Here is a 15,497-nt window from a genome sequence, read left to right on the forward strand (position 1 = left end):
CATACCGTTGATCGGTAGTGTCGGAAGGGATCGCCGCTCGCTTCCCACGCCCGGAGCGCGGACCGGGGCGGCCGAGCGGAGGGAGGCAGGCTGTCATGACCGTGATCTCCCTGAAGTCCGCCGTGGTGCGGGGAGGCGTCACCCTGCCCTACGCCGAGGCGGGCTATCCCGGTGGCACACCGGTGGTCTTCGTGCACGGGCTCTCCGACTCCTGGTGGTCCTTCGAGCCCCTGCTGCAACGCCTCCCGGCGTCCCTGCACGGTTACGCGCCGACCCAGCGCGGCCACGGCGACGCCGACCGTCCCCCCGACGGATACACACCGGAGGATTTCGCGTCGGACCTGGTGTCCTTCCTCGACACCGTAGGCATCGAGCGCACTCTTCTCGTCGGATCCTCGACCGGCGGGGTCACCGCCCGGATCGTCGCCGGCAGCCACCCCGACCGGATTTCCGGACTGGTCCTCATCGGCGTCCCGGCCACGCTCGCGGACAAACCCACCACGGCCGAAATGAACGAGACGGTCCAAAGCCTCTCCGACCCTGTCCCCCGCGCATTCGTCGAGACCCCCCTGTCCGGCATCATGGCCCGCCCCGTTGCCAGAGGACTCATCGAGACCATGATCGACGAGCGTCTCAAGGTCCCCGCCCGCGTCTGGAAGGACACCCTGCACGGACTGCTCGAAGCCGACCTCGCCGCGACCCTCGCAGGCATCCTGGTGCCGACGCTCGTCATCTGGGGCGACCAGGACGACTTTCTCCCGCGCAGCGACCAGCAGGCCATCCTGGACGCCATCCACGGCACACGTCTGCTCACCTACGAAGGCGCGGGCAACGTCGTCCACTGGGAACAGCCCGGGCGCGTCGTCGCCGACATCGCCGCATTCGCCACCGGCCTCGCGCGCCCCGGCGGTTCCAACACACCGTGAGTTCCGGGCCGGCGCCGGTCGGACCGGACGTCCGGCCCGAGTTGGCCGGACGTCCGGCGCCCTGAAGGGTGGTGCTCCGTGGGGTGGGCGCGGATCCTGTGTGGATGGCTGACACGCGAACCGTGGTGTTCCGCTGGCAGGCGCCGTACAAGAAGCCGTGGGTCTTCGAGGAAGGAGCCGTCACCGTCTGCGTGTTGCTCCCGCTGACGGTGTTGTTCTCGTTCGTCCTGCCGGTGGTGGCCTTCCTGCTCGTGCTCTGCGTCATCTACGGGATCGGGTGTTCGGGACGCGAATGGGTGCGTACCTGGAGGTCGGTGGTCGATGTGTGGGTGGAGACGGGTGCCCGGCGACGGCTGTTGCTGCGGCAGCGGTACGGGCGCACCCGCTCCTACCCGCTGGACGCGGTGACTACGGTGCGGCAGGTGGGAAGCGTCTCAAGGGTCATGGTGGACGCGGGAGAGGACGACGAGCGGGAGGAGACCGACGAGATGGCGCTGCTCCTGGAGGTGGGCAAGGTGTCCCACACCACGTACAAGGCACCCCACCTCTCCACGGCCACCATGTGGCCGTTGGTGGAGGAACTGCGACGCGGGTGCCCTCACATCGTCGTGGCGCCGACCGAGTACCGGATGCGCTACTTCGTCGACGTGGAACGGGGCATGTCCCCCGGCTGAGCGCGGCATGCCTACCGCTTCGTTGCGCGAGTGCCTGACGATGGTGACACCTTCGCTACTGGCGAGTAGGGTCAGGCTCCGACGAATGGAGTTCCCATGGCCCGCACGTTCACCGTGTCGCGCAGCATCCTGATCGAGGCCGCCGCGTCGACCGTGTACGAACAGGTCAGCCGGCCCGCGCAGATGGGACGGTGGAGCCCCGAGAACCTCGGCGCGACCCTCTCCGGCGAGGACGAGTGCGCGCCGGTCGGTCTCGTCTTCGACGGGCACAACAAGCGCGGCCCGTTCCGCTGGACCACCCGCTGCACGGTGACCGCCTCCGATCCCGGCCGCCGTTTCGCCTTTCGCGTCCATGCGATCGGGCTGCGCCGTCCCCGTCTGTCCGCCCCCATCGCCTCCTGGGAGTACCGCCTGGAGGACTCCGGAACCGGCACCAAGGTGACGGAGACCTGGACGGACGACCGCCGCTCGTGGCCCACCTTCGTGGCCAACGCCTTCGACCGCGTCGCCACCGGCGGCCACACCTTCGCCGCGTTCCAGGTCCGCAACATCGACAGGACGCTCCGCAACCTGAAGCGCGATCTGGACGCCTCGACGAACGCCTGACCACGGTCGGCTCTGTCGTCGGGGCGCGGTAAGCACCCACGTCGGCAAAGAGCGCGCCTCAAGGGATCGGCACGATGGGCTCCCGTTCCCGGTGGACGAATCCGGTCACACCCTCTGACGCGTTCCGGTCTTCTTCCTGTGGTCTTCGGCGGGAGAACGCTGGTCCTGGAACGGCTCCACGTGGCGAGGCCCGGGGCCGGAACCGTCCCCTGGTGAACCTGCCGCGCGACCGCTCCGCGAGGGGTATCCGACGTGCACCACTCCGGGACGTCTGGATCCGGTCAGCCGGCCGCATCACAGCACGCCGGTTGCCGAGCACCCATTGCTCCGCGATGAGCAGGAGTCGACCTTCGTCCTCGACCACACCCCACCCCCACAACCGCCCCCGGGTTGGCTGCTGCGGTCCTGGTTCTTCCCGGACACCGGCACCTTCCACTGCTCGCAGGAGGCGGCCCCGTCGGGTCGTCTGCGGGTACGGACCCCGCGCACCGCGGACCGAGAGCGGGCAGCGGCGCTCCTGTCGGCCTGGCGGGCAGTGACCGCCGAACTGGACGCCCAGCCCGGTCTGACGCCCGACGCCCTGACCGTCCCGCCCCGCGCCTTCGTCTTCGCCCACCGCTCCCCGGTCCGCGACTGACCACCGGCAGGTCCGGAACGTGGCGCATGGCTTCTGAAGGCCACAGCCCCTGGCCGCCGCGCTTCACCGACGTTTCTTCGCGCCCTTCGGACGGTACTTCCGGACCTATCGGCCGACCAGCGGCAGCGCTGGGAAGGTGTGGTCCTGCCAGATCAGGCGGGAGGTCTCCTCCGGGTAGGCGGTGACGGCCGGGCTTGTGTCGAAGAGCTGCACGAGGCGTTGCTCGGTGTCGTACGCGGGCCAGCCGGGGTCGCCGTGGGTGGCGAATGCCGTCCACGCGGCGCGCATGTGGGCGGACAGCGCCTCTGCCTCCGGGGACGGGCTCTCGCCGATCAGCAGGGCGGGCTGGCCGCGGTCCAGGTTGCCGAAGACGAGCGGCACGTCGAGTCCGTGGCAGGCGCCGAACGCACCGCCCATGCCCGGGGCGGACCAGGTCAGCTCGTAGACGTGGGCACGGCCGCCGCCGGCGGTCTGGGCCTGGGCCAGATGGAGGGTCGGCATACGGAACAGCCAGTCGGAGTGGACCAGTTCGTACAGCTCGTCCGGGCCGGCCGCCGGGAACCCGTCACGGTATCGGCGTGCGCCGTCCCCGTCCGGGGCGAAGATCTGCAGGGCAGCGGCCGCCTGATCCGGCGTCACCTGGCCGAGCAGGCCTTCGAGCGCGGTGAGCAGCCGCTGCTCGTCGCGGGTGTGGCCGACGAGGAGTTCGATGTCCCGGGCGGCGCCGGCGGCCAGGGCCTGCCATGGCGTGACCGGCAGCGTGTCTCCGTCGACGACCGGCGAATACGGGATCGACCGGTGCGCGACCTGACCCCAGCGTTCCACCCACTGGGCCATCTTGGCGCCGACCGCATCGCCGGCGGCGGACAGCCGGGCCGGGGCCACCGTGGACAGATCCGCCACCGTGGGCCGCAGCCCCAGTTCGGTGGCGCAGGCGGTGGCGATGTCGGCGGCGAGCTCCGGCGAGAAGAACGTGCCCGGCACGCTCTGCGCGACGGCCCGGTCGAAGAGCCCGGCCGCACGCGGCATCGCCAGGAGCGCGGCGACGGATCCGCCGCCGGCCGACTCGCCGAAGACGGTGACGCGGTCCGGGTCGCCGCCGAAGGCCCGAATGTTGTCGCGCACCCACTCCAGAGCGGCGACCTGGTCCAGCAGGCCCCGGTTGGCGGGCGCCCCTTCGATCTGGCCGAACCCTTCAAGGCCCACACGGTAGTTGAACGTCACCACGACAACGGCACCGTCACGCGCCAGGCGGCCGCCGTCGTACTCGGGAAGACCGGACATGCCGACCGTGTAGGCGCCGCCCTGGATCCACACCATCACCGGCAGCCCCGCACCGGGGCCCGGCTCCGGTGACCAGACGTTGACCGTCAGCCAGTCGTCGCCCACCGCGTCCCGCGCCAGCGCGGCCATGCCCAAAGCGCCGCCCTGAGGGGGCGGCGGGCCGTACGACACAGCCGGCCGCACGCCGTCCCATCCCGGCACGGGCCGCGGCGCCGCGAACCGCAGCGAGCCGACCGGCGGCTCGGCGAACGGGATCCCGCGGAAGACCGCGACGCCCTCTTCCCGGCTGCCGCGCAGCGCCCCGGCCGCAGCGCGGACTTCGGGCTGGGACCCGGACGGCTCGGACGCGACAACATTCATCACAATTCCCTCGCTGGGCAGGTGGGGCGCGATCACAGCGGTTCGCCTCGGCCCGGGCACCAGGAATTCGCGTCGGCCCGGACACTCGGATCATCCCGCTGCACCACGATGCCCGCCAGCCATTTACGGACGGCCCGGACTTCCGGACCGGTCGACAGGGCTGCCATGCCGTAGAGGAATATCTGCGAGGCCACCCTGTCCGGACGGCGCTGTCGCCAGGCGGTCGTCGCCAGTGCGCGGTGCGCGGCCAGGTGATGCGCCAGGACGTCGTGACGACGTTGTGGGCCTGGCCGAAGTGCCGGTAGGCCGAGCGGAAGTCCCGCGCGGTCAGGGCCTGGTGCCCCTGCCGCATCGCGGACTCGTAGTTCGATTCGGACATGATTCCCCGTATTCCCCGTATTCCCCGTATTCCCCGTATTCCCCGTTTCTCCTGTGAACGCAGGGGATGACGGACCGCCGGACCGGGTCGGGTCACAGCCCCGCGATGAGCATGTCGAAGGCCTCGTCGAGAAGGTCGTCCAGATCGCGCGGGTCCACCCGGCCGTGGTTCTCCGCTGCCTGCAGTGCGGCGAAGGCCGCGCCGATCAGCAGCGAGGGGTACATGCCGGCGGACGGTGGCGGGCCGACGCGCTCGGCCACCTCCGCGGCCAGGGCCGCGATGGTGGCGTCCACCTGGTCCAGCCGCATCCGGGAGAACAGCTCCGGATGACGCCGGTAGAGCTCCTGCAGCAGCTCCCACTCCTCGGCCAGGTGCGCGAAGTCCGCCGCGCGCACCACCGCCTTGACGGTCTCGCGCACCGACACGGCCACTGCAAATCGGTATGGGTCCGCGCGGACCGACACTGACGGGCCGACGCATCACCCCGGCTCTCCGATGCGGGTTCCGGCGCCGGTCCGGCTGCTCCATGTAGCGAGCCGCGCACGAATCGGCTAACTTTCCTGCTAGTAGTCGTGGATCCGAAGTCTCAGCGCCCGCGGTTCGCACCGTGGGCGTCGTGCTGTGCGGCAATGTCCGAGGACCAGGGCGATCACCTCAACACGGGGGCACTGACAAGACAGTGCCCCGAGATCCTGGACAAGGGGACAAACATGGCCACCGGTATCGTGAAGTGGTTCAACGCGGAAAAGGGCTTCGGCTTCATCGAGCAGGACGGCGGCGGCCCGGACGTCTTCGCCCACTACTCCAACATCGCCGCCCAGGGCTTCCGTGAGCTCTTCGAGGGCCAGAAGGTCCAGTTCGACGTCACTCAGGGCCAGAAGGGCCCGCAGGCGGAGAACATCGTAGGAATCTGACCCACGTCTCGGCGCCCCGCACCGGTTCTCCTTTCCGGTGCGGGGCGCCCTGCCCCACCGATCCGGTGGGCAGCGCGCTGGGCAAGATCATGCGCGTGCTCCCGGAGCTGGTCGCCAACCCGGCGCAGGCCGTAAGAACGGTCACCGCGCTGGGCCCGGACTCCCAACCGGGCGGCCCCCAGCCCCGAAACCACGGCCGCGCTCGTCGAGTCCCGCGCCGCGCACCGCAGGCTGCGGCTCGGCTACCGGATGGGCCCCGACCGGGAACGGGTCATGGACGTCGACCCGTGGGCGGTCGTCGTGCGCCATGGCCGCTGGTATCTGCTGTGCTGGTCACACACGAAGAACGCGCGACGGGTCCTCCGCGTGGACCGGATCATCACCGTCGACGCCCTCGGCTCCGCCGGCGCCCCTCCGGACGGCCTCGACCCGGCGGAGGCGCTCGAGGAACATCTGGCCGAGGGCTGGAAGTACGAGGCGGAGCCGGGACCCAGCACGCCGCGCAGCTGCGCGGCTTCCTGCGGCGAGGCGACCACACCATGGCACCCGGCCCGGTCGGCCAGCCCTGTAGAAACGGCACTGGTCGCCCAGCCGGTCGACGATCTCCTCAGCTGCTCGGCGGCTGTCGAAATCCAGGGCAACGATGATCGGGTCGCTTGGCTGCACCGCGCCATTGTCGCCGGTCGCGCCGGTCGTCCCGCAGTCGGTCGTCTGCCGTGGGTCTCGTGCCCTGGATCTCGGCCGCGTGGGCCTGGACCTCCCGCCGTCAGCCCCTGGCGGGAGGTCCGTCATGCGCTGCCTGTCGTGTCAGGGCTGGGACGGCTTGCCCGCCGTACCGATCCACGTGTGGAACAACCTGTCCAGGTTCTTGCCGGACTGCCGCTCCGCGAGACGGATGAACCGCGCGGTGGTTCCGTGACCGTCGCGGTTGTCGGTTGCCCAGGTACGCAGGATCCGGAGGAACGTCTTGTCACCGACCGCATGGCGCAGCTTCTGCAGCGCCATGGCGCCGCGCGAGTACACGGGTGCTTCGAAGATGTGCTCCCCGCTGCCGGGGTCGGCGGGCGGGAACGACCACAGTTCGTCGTCCGCGGGAGTGGCGTACAGGTCGTCGAAGGTCTTCTGCGCGCTCTGGCCGCCGTGCTGCTCGTCGTAGAGCCATTCGGCGTAGGTCGCAAAGCCCTCGTTGAGCCAGATGTCCTTCCACGTGGTGAGGGAGACGGAGTCACCGAACCACTGGTGCGCGCTCTCATGGACCAGGGTGCTCAGGTCCGGCGCCCGGTCGTACACCGGCCGGGTCTGGGTCTCCAGCGCGTATCCGACCTTCGGCGCGTGGTCCACGATGGCTCCGGCGGCCCGGAAGGGATAGGGGCCGAAGACCTTGCTCTCCCAGTCCAGAACCGACGGAAGCTTCTTGAGTACGGGTGCCGAGGCGGCCGCCTCACGAGGGTCGACGGCGTTGTAGACCTTGAGGCCGCCCGGGGTGGTGTACTGCTCGACCTTGAACGTGCCCACGGTCGCGGTGGCCAGGTACGCGGCCATCGGCTCCGACTGCCGCCAGCGGAACGTGGTGCGTCCGCCGGAGGTCGTCTGCCCGAGGAAGACACCGTTGGCGACAGCGCTGCGCCCCTGAGGGACGGTGACGGTGAAGTCGTAGCTCGCCTTGTCCTTCGGGTGGTTGTTGGCGGGGAACCACGTCATGGCGCCCTGCGGCTCCCCGGCGACGAACGCTCCGTCGTCCGTGGGGATCCACCCGTCCAGGGAACCGTCCGGGTCGGTGACCGGCTCGGGTATGCCGGCGTACGTGACGACGGCACGGAACTCCCGGTCCTTGGCGATGGACTTCCTCGGGGTGACCACGAGTTCCTGTCCGTCACGGGAGAAGGCCGCGGTGGCCTGATCGACCGTGATGCTCGTGACCTTCAACCCGTTCAGATCCAGATTGAAGCGGCTCAGCTGTTGGGTGGAACGCGCGGTGATGACTGCCCGCCCGTCGAGATGGCGGGTCCCGGGGTCGTAGCCGAGGGTGAGGTCGTAGTGCTTCACGTGGTAGCCCCCGTTGCCCGCCAACGGGAAGTACGGGTCGTTCACACCGGGCGAGCCGGCGGTGCCGGCCGCCGCGGGCCCGGCAGCGGAGGCAAGGAGCGCCACGACGGCGATGGGGAGGCCTGCCGCGACAAGGGCTCCTCTCCGGCTGATGGCCGAGCGCCTGGTGGGCTGCTGCAGGGATGGCGTCACAAGTGCTCCTCTGAACGTGCCGGGATGACGGCGGTGTGCGGTGGCGAACCTCGTCTGGCCGTTACTGCGTTTGCTTCGTTCCGCAGGTGTCGCCACCTGTTAGTGATCAGTGTTGAGGGAAAGTCCCACGGGCACCAGCGAGCCCAGCAGACTGGCCCGCCCCCGGCCCCTCGACCCTGGCCCTGGCCCTGGCTCCGCCCGCCAAGGAACCACCCCTTGGCCGGTGTTCCGTCCGGCTCCCCAGCACTCCACCTGGCCATCGCCGAGGTGCGTGTGCCTGGTCGCTGGTCCCTTCGGGTGAGGCAACCCCCAACACGGCGCCTCCCACCACGCCTGCGGCAGCTCCTATCGGCCCCCGGTTCCTCGTCGATTCCCCGTAGGCCACGTGAGGGAACGCGCCCCGGCCCAGGGTGGGAGCCAACTCCCGGCGAGGGTTTCGCGGCCGCTATGCGTGCACCGGGAAGGACGCTTGGAAGGCGAATCGGCCGTCGGCGCCGTTGCCGATGTCCTCCAGCAGCCCTTCAAGCGCGAGGTACTCGTCCCAGCGCGGGCTGCCGGTTGCTCGGACCAGCCGCGAGATGATGAGGTCTTCGAGGTCTGGGACGCGCTTGTTCTTCCAGACCTTGTCGGCTGCGCTCACCAACAGGTCCTCGAGCGTGATATCGGGATCCGACCATGCCGCGTGCGTGCCGGCGAAGCGGGCTCGCTCCGGGACGAACCCGTGCGCCAAGAGCAGTTCCCTCCCCGCCTCTTCGTGCGACGAGCCGGGCCCGGACAGCTCAGCTATGTGCACCGTTTTGCCGATGTCATGCGTCGCCGCCCCGAAGAGAACAGCTTCGCGGTCGAGGGCGAGGCCGGGGCAGCGATGAACCACCCACTCGACCAGCTGACCTGCGACATCGTGGACAGCACGCAAATGGGCAGCCAACCGCGGCGGAGCGTTCAGGGACAGAAGCAGGTCTGCCACCGGCGGCGGGAGCGGTCGCAGTGGCGGGTCGGCAGAGTCGTGAAGAGTTCGGGAGAGGATGTCTGATGGTGCCATCGGGGCAGACTACTGAGATTCGAACGGACGGCGCCCCGTCCACAGGTCATATCCGGTTGACGGTGATCAGGGTGGTTGCTGTACTTCGCTGCTGTACCGACGACCGGAGCGGAGGGGTTCATGAGCGGCGGACTGCCCGAAAGCGTGGACCACGACATCGCCGAGGGCCGAACCATCGTCGCCATCAAGGGAATCTGCGACTCCCTGGGATGCTCCATCCGTGAGGCCGTGGACATCTACGCGGCAAGGCACGAGGAACTTCTGCGCGACCGCCCGACGATTTCACCGTCGGACCGGACGAACAGCTCACCCTGCCCGGAGTCTTCTCACCGACCGAACGCGAACAACTCGTCGCGGCAGCGGTCGACCGGATCGTGACGCCGTAACCCCTCGCCGGGAATGCGTCGGCCCGCCGGACTTGGTCCGGCGGGCCGAGGGTCGGGAACTCATCCCCGCGAGTGGCCTCTCCTCCTGGAGAGGCCACTCGCGGGTTCTGTTACTCCGGGGCTGTCACGTCCGATACCGCTTGGACGAGGCTCAAGGCCAGGGCGTCGAAGTTCTCCCGATGGAAACTCAACTTCACGTGGAAGTTCTCCGCCGCGAAGTATGTCCTGTCGATGAGGAAGACGGTGGCTGCCGCCGTGAGTGCCGCATGGATGGCGTGCAGCTCCCGCAGATCCAGGACGTAGTCGCGGGTGGCCTTGTGATCACCCGCGAGCCTGGTCGGCACCCTCACCGGAACGGCACCCGCGGACGGCGCCGCCGCCGACCGCCTGGCCCGGGCGCTTCGGCCGTCGTCCCCGTCCTCGCACACGTGAGACCGCCCTCCGCACCGCCGACCAGCACGACGTTCCCGAGTAACCTTGCGCCGTGACGATGCACAGAACTGCCGACGCGAGTGTTGAAGCGATGCTCGAGGACCTCAGGACACTCGTCGAAATCGAGTCTCCATCGCGCGACCTCAACGCCCTGACGGCATCGGCCAAAGCTGTCGCCGCCGTCATCGAGAGCCGCCTCGGCGGGGCGGCCGTCCTTGTCGAGAGCGAAGCGGGACCGCACGTCCACTGGTCGGCCGGCGGGGATCCCAAAGTGCTGATCCTCGGTCACCATGACACGGTGTTTCCGCTCGGCACCCTTGAACGCCGCCCGTTCAGGGTCGAAGACGGACACGCGACCGGCCCCGGAGTCTTCGACATGCTGGGCGGTCTGGTGCAGGCCGTTCACGGCCTGGCGACGCTCGATGACCGTTCAGGCGTCGAGATCCTGATGACCGCCGACGAAGAGGTCGGCTCCCGCTCCTCGCGCGCCCTCCTCGAAGAACGAGCCATCGCCTGCGGCGCCGTGCTGGTGCTCGAGGGCGCCGCTGACGGCGGCGCTCTGAAGACCGGCCGCAAAGGCTGCGGCACGTTCCACGTCACCATCACGGGACGGGCGTCGCACGCGGGCCTTGAGCCCGAAGCCGGCGTCAACGCCCTGATCGAAGCCTCCCACCAGGTCCTGGACATCGCGGCGCTCGGCCGACCCGGCATCGGCACGACCGTCACCCCGACCGTCGCTTCCGCGGGAACCCAGGACAACGTCGTTCCCGCGGAAGCGACCGTCCTCGTCGACGTCCGCGTCGAGTCGGCCGATGAGAAGGAACGCATCGAATCCGCCTTCGCGGCCCTCGCTCCGCATCTCGAAGGGGCCCGGATCACCGTTCAGGGAGCCGTCGGCCGACCCCCGATGCCCGAGTCGGCATCGACGCAGCTCTTCGCGCTGGCACAGCAGCTGCTTCCCGACCTCGTAGGCACGGCGGTCGGCGGCGGAAGCGACGGCAACTTCACCGCGGCCCTGGGCGTGCCGACACTCGACGGCCTCGGAGCAGTCGGCGGCGGCGCCCACGCCGACCACGAGTACCTGGTGATCGAAGCGATGGCCGAGCGGGCGCATCTTGTCGCCGGCCTGGTGAACGCGATCCAGAACGCGTAGAGGGGCATGCGGAGTGCGCGACCTGCCGCGGATCACGCGATCCGCGCGGGTCGCCGCTCGGAAGCATGAGGCGCGCTCACCCCCGCGGCAGCGGAACTGGGCGGCGCGGCCAGCGGCCTGCTCACCGCCGGCCCCGTCGCGCGCCATCTTCATGAGCTCGCCACCGCACTCCGCAACGCACCATGACGCCACGTTGACTCCCGTGACTGCCGTGACTCCCGATCGCCGGGCGAGTGCCGCATTCCAGAGATCGGGCCCATGGCCATGAATTGAAACGATATCGGCGGAGTGTGTCGACACGGTGGAGTACGCCCGATCGCACGGAAGCAAGCGCAGGCGAACGGTGGCAGTTGGGCCGCGTTCCGAGAACAGGGCCGGCAGGCGCAGGTCTCTGGACAACAACAACCATCTAGATTACGGGTGTTGACCCTGCCGATCGACCCGTAGGGATCAGGCCACCAGCCCATTCGACCCCGGGTTGCCGGGCTCAGGTCCCGCCGTGAGAGCGGCTGTCGAATCCCTGGACGGCATGGGGGTGGACGCCGTAGCATCCCGCCGAATGAATCGATTCATTCCTACGTGGGAGTAGCCATGCCGCTGGACGAGCCGTCCCCCTCCGGGCACGACCGACGCATGATTCTGAAATGGGGGCTCGGCGGAGCCGCACTCGCCGCGGCGGGATTCCCCGCTCTGACGGCCGCCTCCGCGAGCGCCGCACCGGCCGCAGGAACCGTGCTGCCCGTCGCCCTCACCGGTGCGCACTGGGTGTGGTTCCCGGAGGGCAGCCCGGCGAGTTCCGCCCCGACCGGTGACCGGTACTTCCGCCGGACGTTCACCATCCCGGCGGGCCCTGTCACCGAGGCGCAGTTCGTCGTCACCGGCGACGACACCGTGGACGTCTGGCTCAACGGCACTCCCCTGGCCTCCTCTCCCCGGGCCGCCGACTCCTGGGCCCAGGCGCTGTACGTCGACCTCCAGTCCGCACTGCTCCCGGGGGCGAACACCCTCGCGGTCGTGGCCCGCAACACCTCCACCGGTCCGGCCGGCCTCATCGGGCGGGTGCACGTCGTGGCCGGTGGCACCGGCGTCGACCTCGTCACGGACGGGGCCTGGAAGGCGTCGCAGACCCCGGCGGGTGACTGGGAGCAGCCCGGGTTCAACGACGCGTCCTGGCCTGCCGCCGCCGACCTCGGGGCCTATGGGTCGGGTCCGTGGGGAAGCCGCGTCACCGCGCCCGACCCGGCGGCCGCCTCACCGCTGGGCGTCGCCTCGGCCACCACCGAGCGCCGCACCGACCCGCTCGGACTGGACGCCGCGCGGCCCAGGTTCGGTTGGAAACTCACCGGGGCCGGTGGGCAGGCGCAGGGCGCCTACCAGGTCATCGTCGCCACTTCCGGTGCGTTGGCCGATGCCGGTACCGGCGACGTCTGGGACAGCGGCCGCGCACCGAGCGGGCAGTCCGTCGACGTCGTGTACGGCGGCCCGACGCTGGCCTCGCGGACCCGCTACTACTGGCGGGTCAAGATATGGGACACCCAGGGACGCGTCAGCGCGTGGGGTGCCGTCCGGACCTTCGAGACCGGTCTGCTCGCCCCGGCCGCCGAGTGGAAGGGCGCTTTCATCGGGCAGCCGCTGTCCACCGCCGGGCTCAGCGGCGCCACCTGGATCTGGTACCCGGAGGGCGACCCGGCCTCCGGTGTCCCGGCCGGGACCCGCTACTTCCGCAGGACCGTCAGCTTCACGGCCGCCCCGTCGTCCGCCACCCTCGTCGTCTCCGGCGACGACACCGCCACCGTGTGGGTCAACGGCACCCAGGTCAGTTCCGCCACCGCGTGGCAGCAGGCCTCCGTCGTCGACGTCACGAGCCGGCTGCACGCCGGATCCAACACCATCGCGGTGTCGACGCAGAACACCAGCCAGTCGCCGGCGGGCATGATCGCCCAACTGACCGCGACCGGCAGCCCGGTCGTCAACACCGACGCCACCTGGAAGGCCGCGCAGACGGGACCGGCCGGCTGGGAGCAGCCCGGCTTCAACGACTCCGCCTGGGTGCAGGCGAAAGCGGTGGCGGTGTATGGGGGCGGGCCCTGGGGATCCGGTGTGGCGATACCGCAGGCCAAGCCGTCCCCGCTGCTTCGCAAGGCGTTCACGGTCTCCAAGCCGGTGGCCACGGCGCGGCTGTTCACGACGGCCCTGGGCCTGCACGAGACGCGGCTCAACGGTGCCAAGGTCGGCAACGACGCGCTCGCACCCGGTTGGACGGACTACTCCAAGCGCGTGCAGTACAAGGAGTACGACGTGACCGCCCAGATCGCGCAGGGCGCCAACGCGCTCGGCGCGTGGCTGGGCAACGGCTGGTACACCGGCCATATCGGCTGGCACGGGCCCCAGTTCTACGGTGCGCAGCCCTGGTACTCGGCGCAACTGCACCTGACCTACACCGACGGAACGACCTCGCTGGTGGCCACCGACAGCAGTTGGAAGTACGCGCCCGGCCCGATCCGGGTCGACGACCTGCAGATGGGTGAGGAGTACGACGCCCGGGCGGCCGTGGCGGGTTGGGACGGCGCCGGGTTCAACGACGCGGCCTGGAGCGCCGTCACGGTGCGCTCGGGTGCGCTCCCGAACCTGGTGTCGCAGGTCGACGAGGGGGTCCGGGTGCAGTACGACCGCGTCCCTGTCGCCCTCACCCAGCCGAAACCCGGTGTGTGGATCTTCGATCTCGGGCAGAACGCCACGGGCTGGGACCGGTTGCGGGTGTCGGGGCCCGCGGGCACCGTCGTGACGCTGCGGCACGGCGAGATCCTCAACGCGGACGGCACGCTCTACACCGACAACCTGCGGGTGGCGGGCCTGGGAACCGACCGGTACACCCTCGCGGGCACCGGGACGGAGACCTACGAGCCGCGGTTCACCCTGCACGGGTACCGGTACGTCGAAGTGACCGGCTTCCCCGGCACCCCGACGACGTCCGCCCTCACCGGTCGCACCGCCTGGACGTCCGCCGCTCAACTGGGCACTCTGACCACGTCCAACGCGCTGCTCAACCAGGTGCAGCAGGCGATCGTATGGGGACAGCGGTCCAACATGCTCGCGGTCCCCACCGACTGCCCGAGCCGTAACGAACGGCTCGGCTGGACCGGTGACATCGCGGCCTTCGTCGATACCTCGACGTACAACATCGACATGTCGTCGTTCCTCAACAAGTACACCGACGACCTGACGGACGCCCAGCACGCCGACGGATCGTTCACGAACACCGCACCGGACACCCAGGACGGCTCGGGCGTCGCCGGCTGGGGGGACGCGGGCGTCATCGTCCCGTACACCCTGTGGCAGCGCACGGGTGATGTACGCGTCGTCGACGAGCACTTCGCCGCGATGGTCCGGTGGGTGGAGTACCTCCGGTCGACCGCCGACGCGAATCTGATCCGTGACCAGGGCGGTTTCGGGGACTGGCTCAACGTCAACGACGACACCGCCCGCAACGTCATCTCCACGGCGTTCTTCGCCTGGGCGGCTCGGCTGGTGTCGAGGATGGCGCGGGCCACCGGGCGCACCGCGGAGGCCACCACCTACGGCACCCTCGCGGACCAGGTCGCCGCCGCTTTCACCAACTACTTCGTCGCGGCCAACGGAACGGTGTCCGGCAACACCCAGACCGGGTACGTGCTGGCGCTGGCCTTCGGACTGGTCCCGGAGAACCGGGTGCAGTCGCTGGTCGACCGGCTGGTCTCGAAGGTCGCCGCTTCCGGCGGGCATCTGTCCGTCGGATTCCTCGGGGTCAAGGACCTGCTGCCGGTCCTCACCGACCGCGGCCGCGCCGACATCGCTTACCAGATCCTGCTCCAGCCCGGGTACCCCGGCTGGGGGTACATGATCAGCAGGGGCGCGACCACCATCTGGGAGCGCTGGGACGGCATCCGGACCGACGGCAGCCTCCAGGACGCCGGGATGAACTCGTTCAACCACTACGGGCTCGGCTCGGTCGGCGACTTCCTCTACCGCCAGGTCGGCGGCCTCGGCCCGGCGTCCCCCGGCTACCGGGCGCTGCTCGTCGCACCCCGGCCCGGCGGAGGGCTGACCTCTGCACGTGCCGCGTACGAGACGCCGTACGGTCAGGCGGTCAGGCGGTCAGCGACTGGTCCGTCTCCGGCGGGGTGTTCACCCTCAAGGTCACCGTGCCCGCCGGTACGTCGGCGACCGTCCGGGTGCCGGCCGGCTCGGCAGCCGCGGTGACCGCACCCGCCCAGGCGGTGCCTTTCGGCTACGCCCAGGGCGCCGCGGCCTTCCGGCTTCCCGCCGGGAACCACACCTTCACCGCTCCGGCCTGAGTCCTGGTGTGAAGTCCTGGCACGAGCCCGGGCCTGAGCGCCGACGCGATGGGCGGAGGGACCTGTCCGGCGGCGCCTAGTGCTGAATTCCTCAACTTATGGGTATACACGGTGTGTTGAGGAGTGCGCTGG

14 protein-coding genes and 1 pseudogene are annotated in these 15,497 nt (G+C 70.1%); 10 read left to right on the forward strand and 5 right to left on the reverse strand.

Going from position 1 to position 15,497, the window contains the following annotated elements:
• Positions 1-95: 95 nt before the first annotated feature.
• The 4 genes from C6N31_RS32245 (at position 96) to C6N31_RS32260 (ending at position 2,843) form a co-directional block, all read left to right on the forward strand.
• The gene (locus tag C6N31_RS32245; RefSeq protein WP_138352056.1) at positions 96-926 is read left to right on the forward strand and encodes an alpha/beta fold hydrolase; all 831 of its coding nucleotides are present in this window, start codon (positions 96-98) and stop codon (positions 924-926) included.
• A gap of 104 nt (positions 927-1,030) precedes the next feature.
• The gene (locus tag C6N31_RS32250; RefSeq protein WP_138352057.1) at positions 1,031-1,600 is read left to right on the forward strand and encodes a hypothetical protein; all 570 of its coding nucleotides are present in this window, start codon (positions 1,031-1,033) and stop codon (positions 1,598-1,600) included.
• 96 nt (positions 1,601-1,696) lie between these two features.
• Positions 1,697-2,206: an SRPBCC family protein gene (locus C6N31_RS32255; RefSeq protein WP_138352058.1), complete on the forward strand. Its 510-nt coding sequence runs from the start codon at positions 1,697-1,699 to the stop codon at positions 2,204-2,206.
• Between the two features lie 322 nt (positions 2,207-2,528).
• On the forward strand, positions 2,529-2,843 hold the full coding sequence (locus tag C6N31_RS32260) for a hypothetical protein (RefSeq protein ID WP_138352059.1): 315 nt from the start codon (positions 2,529-2,531) through the stop codon (positions 2,841-2,843).
• Between the two features lie 105 nt (positions 2,844-2,948).
• Here C6N31_RS32260 and C6N31_RS32265 read toward each other — a convergent pair whose 3' ends face one another.
• The gene (locus C6N31_RS32265; protein WP_138352060.1) at positions 2,949-4,487 is read right to left on the reverse strand and encodes a carboxylesterase/lipase family protein; all 1,539 of its coding nucleotides are present in this window, start codon (positions 4,485-4,487) and stop codon (positions 2,949-2,951) included.
• Positions 4,488-4,958: 471 nt separating this feature from the next.
• The gene (locus C6N31_RS32270) at positions 4,959-5,297 is read right to left on the reverse strand and encodes an acyl-CoA-like ligand-binding transcription factor (RefSeq protein WP_138352061.1); all 339 of its coding nucleotides are present in this window, start codon (positions 5,295-5,297) and stop codon (positions 4,959-4,961) included.
• Positions 5,298-5,576: 279 nt separating this feature from the next.
• Between C6N31_RS32270 and C6N31_RS32275 the strand changes: the two genes are divergently transcribed.
• Together C6N31_RS32275 and C6N31_RS46205 are read left to right on the forward strand one after the other, a co-directional pair.
• A complete protein-coding gene (locus C6N31_RS32275; protein ID WP_138352062.1) occupies positions 5,577-5,780 on the forward strand; it encodes a cold-shock protein in 204 nt (67 codons plus the stop codon).
• Positions 5,781-5,984: 204 nt separating this feature from the next.
• Positions 5,985-6,155, forward strand: a pseudogene (locus tag C6N31_RS46205) (WYL domain-containing protein); the annotation flags it as partial.
• Between the two features lie 432 nt (positions 6,156-6,587).
• Here C6N31_RS46205 and C6N31_RS32285 read toward each other — a convergent pair.
• Entirely contained in the window at positions 6,588-8,018 is a 1,431-nt protein-coding gene (locus C6N31_RS32285) for a M1 family metallopeptidase (protein WP_138352063.1), read from the reverse strand.
• Positions 8,019-8,463: 445 nt separating this feature from the next.
• On the reverse strand, positions 8,464-9,060 hold the full coding sequence (locus C6N31_RS32290) for an HD domain-containing protein (protein WP_198358789.1): 597 nt from the start codon (positions 9,058-9,060) through the stop codon (positions 8,464-8,466).
• 120 nt (positions 9,061-9,180) lie between these two features.
• Between C6N31_RS32290 and C6N31_RS47040 the strand changes: the two genes are divergently transcribed.
• Entirely contained in the window at positions 9,181-9,438 is a 258-nt protein-coding gene (locus tag C6N31_RS47040; RefSeq protein ID WP_164293109.1) for a hypothetical protein, read from the forward strand.
• A 118-nt stretch (positions 9,439-9,556) separates the two neighbouring features.
• Here the strand turns inward: C6N31_RS47040 and C6N31_RS32300 are convergent, their stop codons facing one another.
• Positions 9,557-9,796: a hypothetical protein gene (locus C6N31_RS32300; RefSeq protein ID WP_138352065.1), complete on the reverse strand. Its 240-nt coding sequence runs from the start codon at positions 9,794-9,796 to the stop codon at positions 9,557-9,559.
• 140 nt (positions 9,797-9,936) lie between these two features.
• Here C6N31_RS32300 and C6N31_RS32305 point away from each other — a divergent pair, with 140 nt between their 5' ends.
• The 3 genes from C6N31_RS32305 (at position 9,937) to C6N31_RS45285 (ending at position 15,365) form a co-directional block, all read left to right on the forward strand.
• Complete coding sequence (locus C6N31_RS32305) at positions 9,937-11,031, forward strand: M20 family metallopeptidase (protein ID WP_138352108.1); 1,095 nt, start codon at positions 9,937-9,939, stop codon at positions 11,029-11,031.
• A gap of 633 nt (positions 11,032-11,664) precedes the next feature.
• The gene (locus C6N31_RS45985; protein ID WP_307811568.1) at positions 11,665-15,270 is read left to right on the forward strand and encodes a family 78 glycoside hydrolase catalytic domain; all 3,606 of its coding nucleotides are present in this window, start codon (positions 11,665-11,667) and stop codon (positions 15,268-15,270) included.
• Positions 15,192-15,365 (forward strand): hypothetical protein, encoded by a 174-nt coding sequence (locus C6N31_RS45285; protein ID WP_307811569.1) that lies wholly within the window; start codon positions 15,192-15,194, stop codon positions 15,363-15,365. The genes C6N31_RS45985 and C6N31_RS45285 overlap by 79 nt, the downstream gene beginning before the upstream one ends.
• The last annotated feature ends 132 nt before the right edge of the window (positions 15,366-15,497 follow it).

Origin of the sequence: Streptomyces fildesensis (assembly GCF_016107395.1) — a bacterium.
GTDB classification, from domain to species: domain Bacteria; phylum Actinomycetota; class Actinomycetes; order Streptomycetales; family Streptomycetaceae; genus Actinacidiphila; species Actinacidiphila fildesensis.

Excerpts from the sequence above, each read along its gene's own strand:
- C6N31_RS32265 (WP_138352060.1), bottom strand. The coding sequence starts at position 4,487 with ATGAATGTTGTCGCGTCCGAGCCGTCCGGGTCCCAGCCCGAAGTCCGC.
- C6N31_RS32255 (WP_138352058.1), top strand. The coding sequence starts at position 1,697 with ATGGCCCGCACGTTCACCGTGTCGCGCAGCATCCTGATCGAGGCCGCC.
- C6N31_RS45985 (WP_307811568.1), top strand. The coding sequence starts at position 11,665 with ATGATTCTGAAATGGGGGCTCGGCGGAGCCGCACTCGCCGCGGCGGGA.
- C6N31_RS32250 (WP_138352057.1), top strand. The coding sequence starts at position 1,031 with ATGGCTGACACGCGAACCGTGGTGTTCCGCTGGCAGGCGCCGTACAAG.
- C6N31_RS32290 (WP_198358789.1), bottom strand. The coding sequence starts at position 9,060 with ATGGCACCATCAGACATCCTCTCCCGAACTCTTCACGACTCTGCCGAC.
- C6N31_RS47040 (WP_164293109.1), top strand. The coding sequence starts at position 9,181 with ATGAGCGGCGGACTGCCCGAAAGCGTGGACCACGACATCGCCGAGGGC.
- C6N31_RS32245 (WP_138352056.1), top strand. The coding sequence starts at position 96 with ATGACCGTGATCTCCCTGAAGTCCGCCGTGGTGCGGGGAGGCGTCACC.
- C6N31_RS32275 (WP_138352062.1), top strand. The coding sequence starts at position 5,577 with ATGGCCACCGGTATCGTGAAGTGGTTCAACGCGGAAAAGGGCTTCGGC.
- C6N31_RS32305 (WP_138352108.1), top strand. The coding sequence starts at position 9,937 with ATGCACAGAACTGCCGACGCGAGTGTTGAAGCGATGCTCGAGGACCTC.